6 protein-coding genes are annotated in these 7426 nt (G+C 71.1%); all 6 read left to right on the top strand.

Translation table 11 applies throughout. The features are described from left to right. The first annotated feature begins 312 nt into the window (after positions 1-312). The 6 genes from E3O19_RS14025 to E3O19_RS14000 are packed head-to-tail and all read left to right on the top strand — an operon-like array spanning position 313 to position 7423. On the top strand, positions 313-798 hold the full coding sequence (locus E3O19_RS14025) for an NADH-quinone oxidoreductase subunit B family protein (RefSeq protein WP_134568565.1): 486 nt from the start codon (positions 313-315) through the stop codon (positions 796-798). Next, a complete protein-coding gene (locus E3O19_RS14020) occupies positions 795-2816 on the top strand; it encodes a proton-conducting transporter transmembrane domain-containing protein (RefSeq protein ID WP_134568563.1) in 2022 nt (673 codons plus the stop codon). The genes E3O19_RS14025 and E3O19_RS14020 overlap by 4 nt, the downstream gene beginning before the upstream one ends. After that, positions 2813-3760, top strand: coding sequence for a respiratory chain complex I subunit 1 family protein (locus E3O19_RS14015; protein WP_134568561.1), 948 nt, complete (start codon positions 2813-2815; stop codon positions 3758-3760). Before E3O19_RS14020 ends, E3O19_RS14015 begins: the two co-directional genes overlap by 4 nt. Positions 3761-3768: 8 nt before the next feature. Further along, positions 3769-4425, top strand: coding sequence for a hypothetical protein (locus E3O19_RS14010; RefSeq protein WP_134568559.1), 657 nt, complete (start codon positions 3769-3771; stop codon positions 4423-4425). Further along, a complete protein-coding gene (locus tag E3O19_RS14005; RefSeq protein WP_134568557.1) occupies positions 4425-5903 on the top strand; it encodes a proton-conducting transporter transmembrane domain-containing protein in 1479 nt (492 codons plus the stop codon). Before E3O19_RS14010 ends, E3O19_RS14005 begins: the two co-directional genes overlap by 1 nt. Then, on the top strand, positions 5900-7423 hold the full coding sequence (locus tag E3O19_RS14000) for a hydrogenase large subunit (RefSeq protein ID WP_198413920.1): 1524 nt from the start codon (positions 5900-5902) through the stop codon (positions 7421-7423). Before E3O19_RS14005 ends, E3O19_RS14000 begins: the two co-directional genes overlap by 4 nt. The last annotated feature ends 3 nt before the right edge of the window (positions 7424-7426 follow it).

The raw sequence follows: 7426 nt of genomic DNA, 5'->3' as shown, positions 1-7426 counted from the left end.
CAGCCCGCGCCGCCGCTCGCCCGCCAGCCCGCGCCGCTTTCCGCAGTCCGCCCCCGCGACCGCAGTCGCGGCCTGCGGAAAGCGGCGCGGCATCCCGGACCGCACGGGGCCAGGGCCCACCCGGCACATCTATTTGATAAATCCATCATATAGGTATATAAAGAAGTAATGATATTTAGCGTGCCGTTCGACCCGATGCCCACCGGGTCCACGCTGCTACTGTCGACTCAGGGACGGCGCCGAATGGACCACCCGCAGCGAGAACCGAGAACGCGATGACCGCCAGCATCCGCACGATCACCGAGGCCTGAGGTGAGCGTCAAGCGGCTGGCCGCCCTGATCCGGCAGAGCGGGCGCATCGCCGAACCGGCCCCGCCCGCCCCGGCTCTCTTCGCCGGCGCCGACGTCTTCGGCGGGAGCGTACAGGTGCGTTTCATCAACGCCGGCGGCTGCAATGACTGCGCCCAGGAAGTCGCGAGCGCCTTCGGCCCGGTCTACGACGTGGAGCGGTACGGCATCCGCCTGGTTGCCTCGCCGCGACACGCCGACGTGCTCCTGATCACCGGAGCGGTGACCCGCAACATGGTCGAACCCCTGCGGCGCACGGTCGACGCCACCCCCACCCCCCGCTTCGTGATCGCGGTCGGGGATTGCGCGCTCACCGGCGGCGTCTTCGCGGAGGGCTACGGGATTGCCGGCCCCGTGTCCGATTTCGTCCCCGTCGACCTCTCCGTGCCGGGCAACCCGCCCGCACCGGCCCTCATCGTCGAGGCCCTGCGCCGGATGACCGGCCGATGACGCCCGTCGAGGCCGGGATGCTCGGCCAGGTCGCTCTGCTCGCCGCGGCCGTCACGACCGCCCTGCTGGTCCCGTCCGACCGCTGGCGTTCGCGGGTGAGCGGGATCCTCTGCGCCCTGCTCGCCACCGGCGGCGTCGTCACCGGCGCGATCGCACTCACCGGGGGCCGGGGCTCGCTCACGATCCCCACCGCGCTGCCCCTTGACCCACTCGTGCTCTCCCCCGACCGACTCGGCGGCCTCGTCATGGTGATCGTGTCGGTGGTCGGCGTGCTCGCGTCGCTGTTCGGCATCGGCTCCGCCAGGGTTGCCTCCGCCTCCCGCACCGCCTGGGCGTCGATGGCGGTGTTCCTGTTCGGGATGCAGCTGGTGCCGGCCGCCACCGACGTCGTGTCCTTCCTGTTGTTGTGGGAGATCATGACCCTGGGCTCGACAGCACTCCTGCTGGCCCACCACGCGACCCGCGGCACGGTCGCGTCGGCCCTGGTCTGGTACTCGGCGATGAGCCAGCTGAGCTTCTTCTTCGTGCTGGCCGGCTTGGCCGTGCTGGCCGGTGCCACCGGTGGAACGGGATTCGCGGCGCTGGCGACCCTGGACCCGGCATCCTGGCAGGCGAGCCTCGCCTTTGTGCTCCTCCTCCTCGGCTTCGGCGGCAAGGCCGAGCTCGTGCCCCTGCACGTCTGGGTGCCCCGGGTGCTGCCGGAGGCCCCCGGCCATGTCGCCGCCGCGATGAGCGGCGCCATGGTCAACATCGGCGTCTACGGCGCCCTCCTGGTCTGCGTGCGGTTCCTGCCGAACGGCCCGGCCTGGTGGGGCGTTCTGATCATGGTGCTCGGCGGCGTCTCCGCCCTCTACGGAATCCTGCAGGCCTCGGTGGCGAGCAACCTCAAGGTGCTGCTGGCCTACTCCACGACCGAGAACATGGGTCTGGTCTTCCTCGGCCTCGGCGCCTCCGTGCTGCTGCGCGGCGACCACGCCACGGGCGCCGCCGACGCCGCCCTTCTCGCCGCCCTGCTGCTGATGGTCAGCCACGCGGTGTTCAAGGCCACCCTCTTCCTCGGCGCCGGCGCGGTGGCGCGGTCCACCCGCGAGATGAACCTCGACCGGCTCGGCGGGCTCGGCAGCCGCATGCCCTGGACCGCCGCGGCGTTCGGAGCGTCAGCCCTCGGCGCCGCCGCCCTGCCGGTGACCAGCGGATTCGTGGCCGAATGGATGCTGCTGCAGGCCCTCGTGCACGGCTCCCGGGTCGGCGGGGAGGTCGTCTCCGTCACCGCGTCCGTGGCCATGCCGCTGGCCGTGGCCGTGATCGCCCTCACCGCGGGTCTGGCCCTGCTCACCTTCGTCAAGGCGTACGGCATCGCGTTCCTGGCCCGCCCCCGCTCCGAGAAGGCGAAACAGGCCCGCGAGGTCCCGATCATCATGCGCATCCCGCTGATCATCGGCGCCACTGTCGTGATCGGCCTCGGCCTGCTCCCCGGGCCGCTCGCCGAAGCCCTCGCCTCGGCCGTCGGCCCGGCGTTCACACCCGACGTGCGCACGATCGGGCTGGCCGGCGTCGACGCGCGCGGGATCGACGTGGTCCTTGACCCCACCACCTTCGTCGCCCTCGCCGTGCTCGCGCTCGCCCCCGTGCTGGCAGCCATCCTCGTCTCATCCCGGCGCCACCCCACCCGCGTGTCGGCCCTGCCCTGGGCGGGCGGCGGCTCGAGGCTCCGGCCGCGAATGCAGTACACCGCCACGTCCTACGCCGAGCCTCTGGTGCGGGTCTTCGACGACGTGCTGCGGCCCACCCGCGACGTCGAGGTGACCCACGTCGGCGAATCCCGCTACCTGGTCGAACGCGTCCACGTCGAGCAGACCGTCTCCGACGTGATCGAGACCCGGTTCTACCGCCCGGTACTCGACCTCGCCCAGCGGTTCGGCATCCTCGCCCGCCGGGCGCAGAACGGGAGCATCCATCGTTACCTGTCCTATTCCTTCCTCGCCCTGCTCGCCGTGCTGATCGTGGTGTCCCTGTGAACCTGGCGGCGATCGCGATCGCGCTGCTGCAGCTGGTGCTCTTCGTGTTCCTCTCCCCTCTCCTGATCGGCGTGATCCGCCAGGTGCGGGCGCGGCTGGAGGGGCGCGCGGGCTCCGGGATCTGGCAGCCGTGGCGGGACGTGCGAAAGCTTGTAGCCAAGGACCCGGTGCGCGCGGCGGACAGCAGCTGGATGCTCGCGGCCGGCCCGGCCACGCTCCTCGTCTCCAGCCTGCTGCTCTGCGTGTTGCTTCCGCTGGTCGGCACGCTCCCGCTGCCCCTGGTGCCGAGCGACCTGTTCGTCATCGTGTCGGTGATGCTGATCGGCGTGGTGGCCCTGGCCCTGGTCGGCCTGGACGCGGGAACCGCGTTCGGCGGCATGGGCTCCAGCCGGCACATGACCGTGGCCGCCCTGGTCGAACCGACCCTGCTCCTCGCGGTCTACGCGCTGTCGATCCCGGCCGGCACCTCCACCCTCTCCCTGATCGTGGAGACCCGGCTGCAGAACCCGGCCGTGATCATCTCCCCGGTCAGCCTGCTGGCCATGGTCGCCCTGGCCATCGCCATCATGGCCGAGACCAGCCGGCTGCCCATCGACAACCCCTCCACCCACCTCGAACTGACCATGCTGCACGAGGCCATGGTGCTGGAGGCCTCCGGGCGCGACCTGGCCTGGCTGGAGCTGGGCTCCTGGCTCAAGCTCGCCGCCCTGCTCGGCCTGCTCAGCAACCTGATCCTGCCGTGGGGTGTGCTGACCGATTTCTCCCTGCCCGGGGTGCTGGTCGGCCTGGCCGCCGTCACCGCGAAGATCCTCCTGCTCGGCGTCGCGCTCAGCGTGGGCGAGGTCTTCCTTGCCAAGGTGCGCCTGTTCCGGGTGCCCGAGCTGCTGGCGGGGTCGTTCGCCCTCGCCCTGCTCGCCGTGACCGCCTCCTACCTGGTCGCTTAGGAGCATCCGTGTTCGCCTCCGTCTTCCCCCAGCTGATCGGCCTCTGCACCGGCGCGCTGCTGCTGACCAGCGCCCTGATGGTCTGGCGGCATTCCCTGCTCGCGTCGATCCGGCTGCTCAGCGTGCAGGGCTTCGCCCTGGCCGCCCTGGTGGCCGTGATCGGCGTGGAGGAGCGTGAGGCCGAGGTGATCATCGTCTCCGTCCTCGTGGTGCTGGTCAAGGGGATGGCCCTGCCCTGGGTGCTCGCCCACGAGACCCGCGCCACCACGCGCACGGATGAGGCACCGCGGCTGAACCCGACGGCGGGCCTGCTCACCGTGGCACTGCTGACCATCCTCAGCTACGTCGTCGCCAGCCGGCTGCTCAGCGGCGACACCAGCATCTCGGCCCACGCCGCCCCGATCGGGCTCGCCATGGTGCTGATCGGGTTCCTCCTGCTGGTCACCCGGCGGCAGGCCGGGTCGCAGCTGATCGGTTTCCTCGTGCTCGACAACGGCATCGCCACGGTCGCGTTCCTCACCTCCGGCGGGGTCCCCCTGTTCCTCGAGCTCGGAATCTCCCTCGACGTGCTGCTGGTCGTCGTGATCCTGTACGTCTTCGCCGGCCGGATGCGCAACAAGTTCGGCAACACCGACATTGATCAGCTCAGAAAGTTGCACGACTGATGGACCTCGCCCTGTGGACCCCCCTGGCCGTTCCGGTCGTCCTGGCCGTGCTCAGCCTCACCGGCGGCGCCCGCCCGCTCGGCCGCCTCGGCCCGGTCGCGTCCAGCGCCGCCGTGCTGCTCTCCGGCCTGCTCCTGGTCGTCGCCGTGCTCGATGGAAAGGTCCCCAGCCTCGGGGGCGGCGTGCTCCGCGCGGACGCGCTCTCCGCGTACATGCTCACCGTGGTCGGAGCGGTGGGTCTCGTGTCGACCTGGGGCGGGCTGGGCCACGCGACGGCCGCCCCCGGCCGGTTCGTCGGCTCCTACGACGCCCTGATCTCGGTGTTCCTGGCAGCGATGTCCCTCGCCGTTTTGGCGGACAACATCGGGCTGATGTGGGCAGCGGTAGAGGCGACCACGATCACCACCGCCTTCCTGGTCGGCCACCACCGCACCCGTTCGTCGCTGGAGGCCGCCTGGAAGTACGTCATCCTCGGCTCCGTCGGCGTCGCCATCGCCCTGCTCGGCATCGTGCTGATCTACGCCGCTTCGCGCGGCACCGGCGAACCGACCCTGTCCTGGCTGGTGCTCAGCCACACCGACCTACCGCTCGACCCGGCGCTGATCCGGGCGGGAGGCGCGCTGGCCGTGCTCGGTTTCGCGACCAAGGCCGGACTCGCCCCGATGCACAGCTGGCTGCCCGACGCGCACAGCCAGGCCCCCGCGCCGGTGTCGGGGCTGATGAGCGGCGTGCTGCTCGCGGTCGCCCTCTACGCCATCCTGCGCATCCAGACCATCACCGACGCGGTGATCGGTCCGGACTTCCTGCGGGTGATGCTCAGCGTCGGCGGCCTGCTGTCCCTGTTCGTGGCCGCCGCCCTCCTGATCCGCCAGCGCGACTTCAAGCGGATGCTGGCCTACTCCAGCATCGAGCACATGGGCATGATGGCCGTGGGCGCGGCCATCGGCCCCGCTGCCCTGCCGGCCGTACTGCTCTACGTGCTCGGCCACGGCCTCACCAAGGCGACGCTCTTCGTGGTGTCCGGCCGCATCCTCGAGGTGGAGGGCACCCCCCGGATCGACGACGTGCGGGCCCTCCTCGTGCGCCGCCCCGGCCTGGCCGTTCCGTGGCTGATCGCCATGGCAGCCCTGGTCGGGTTCCCCCCCTTCAGCATCTTCTTCTCCGAGGTCGGCATCATCGTCGCCGGATTCGGCACCGGGATGGGCGTCGTCGTCGGTGTCGCGCTCGTACTGCTGCTCGTCATCTTCGCGGCCCTCACCCGGCTGACCGTCGCCATGACCATCGGCGCCCCGGCCGGGGTCGACGCCGACCCCGGCGCCACCCCCGGCTCCGTCCGCGTGGCCCCGGACCGGTCGGCACACGGACCGCGTCTGCCGCTCATCCTCGCCCTGGGCACCACCGCCGTGGTGGCCTTCATCGCCGAGCCGGTCGGCACGCTCCTGGCGCGCGCGGCCGCGGTTCTGGGAGGAGCCCAGTGACGCAACCGAATGTGACGCCCAACCCGAACCCGGCCGCCGCCGGCACCCCCGAGGTGCGCCTGCTCACCCGCGACGACCTGCGTGAACAGGCCGCCGCCGTGCTCGCCGACGGCAACCGGCTCGCGATCATCACCTGCCACGACGACGGCGACGCGCTGCGGGTCGTCTACTCCTTCGCGGCGGTGTACCCGCGTCGCCGGATCGACCTGGTCGTGCCGGTGCCCTACGACGACGCCTGGGTCCCGAGCCTGGCCGATCTCTCCTACCCCGCGGGCAACTTCGAACGGGGAATGCGCGACCTGTTCGGGGTGCGGCCGGCCGACCACCCGCAGCCGTTCCGCCTGGTGCGCCACGGTCACTGGCCGCGTGGCTGGTACCCGATGCGCCGCGACGCCAGGGTCACCCCCGAGTTCCTGCCCGACACCGAGTCGTTCCCGTTCGTCGAGGTGGAGGGCCCCGGCGTCTACGAGATCGCGGTCGGCCCGATCCACGCGGGCATCATCGACCCCGGCCATTTCCGTTTCTCGGTTGTCGGCGAGACCATCGTGCGGATGGAGGCTCGCCAGTGGTACATGCACCGGGGCGTCGAGCGGCTCTTCGAGGGCCGTCTGCCCCAGGACGCGATCGAGCTGGCCGAACAGGTCACCGGTGACACCGTGGCCGGCCACACCGTGGCCTGGCTGATGGCCGTCGAGGCTGCTGCCGGGATCGAGGTCTCCGAAGAGGACAGGATGTTGCGCGCCCTCCTGCTCGAGCTCGAACGGATCTACAACCACGTCTCCGACCTCGGCTCCCTCGCCAACGATGTCGGCTTCGGCATCGTGCACTCGCACACCCAGCGGCTGCGGGAGACCCTGCTCCGCCAGAACCAGTCGGTGACCGGTCACCGCTTCCTCCGCGGCGGCCTGAGCATCGGCGGCGCGGCCGTGCTCGCGCTGCCAGATCCCGCGGTGCTCGCCCAGGTGCAGGCAGACATGCAGGAGATCATCGCGATCACCCTCGGCCATGCCATCGTGCGGGACCGGTTCACCGGAACCGCCCCTCTCCCAACCGGCCAGGCCGAGGCGATGGGCACCCTCGGCTACGTGGCGCGGGCATCCGGCATCGACGCGGATGCCCGCCGCGACCACCCGTTCGTCGACCTCGGCGAGGCGTTCCACGTCGTCACGGACACCGGTGGCGACGTGCTCGGGCGCTATCGGGTGCGCGCGGGGGAATTGGCGGTGTCGATCCACGTGGCTACCGACCTCATCCACCGCCTGGACGGCCGGCTGGGCAGCGGCCGGAGCGTCGCCCCGGCCGGAGCCGGCACCGGGGTATCCCTGGTCGAGGGCTGGCGCGGCACGATCTGCCAACGGGTCGAACTGGGCCCCGACGGCCGTCTCAGCCGGGTGAAGATCGTCGACCCGTCGTATTTCAACTGGCCGGCCCTGCCGGTGGCACTGGCCGAGACGATCGTGCCCGACTTTCCCCTGGTCAACAAGAGCTTCAACCAGTCCTACGCGGGGAACGACCTGTAACGT

This window comes from Cryobacterium algoritolerans, assembly GCF_004402785.1.
GTDB lineage: Bacteria > Actinomycetota > Actinomycetes > Actinomycetales > Microbacteriaceae > Cryobacterium > Cryobacterium algoritolerans.
Note: the sequence above shows the minus strand (reverse complement) of the source record. Positions and strands in the feature narration are given on the sequence as shown.

What these genes read in the sequence shown, in the direction of transcription:
- E3O19_RS14020 (WP_134568563.1), top strand. Translation starts at nt 795, where the DNA reads ATGACGCCCGTCGAGGCCGGGATGCTCGGCCAGGTCGCTCTGCTCGCC.
- E3O19_RS14005 (WP_134568557.1), top strand. Translation starts at nt 4,425, where the DNA reads ATGGACCTCGCCCTGTGGACCCCCCTGGCCGTTCCGGTCGTCCTGGCC.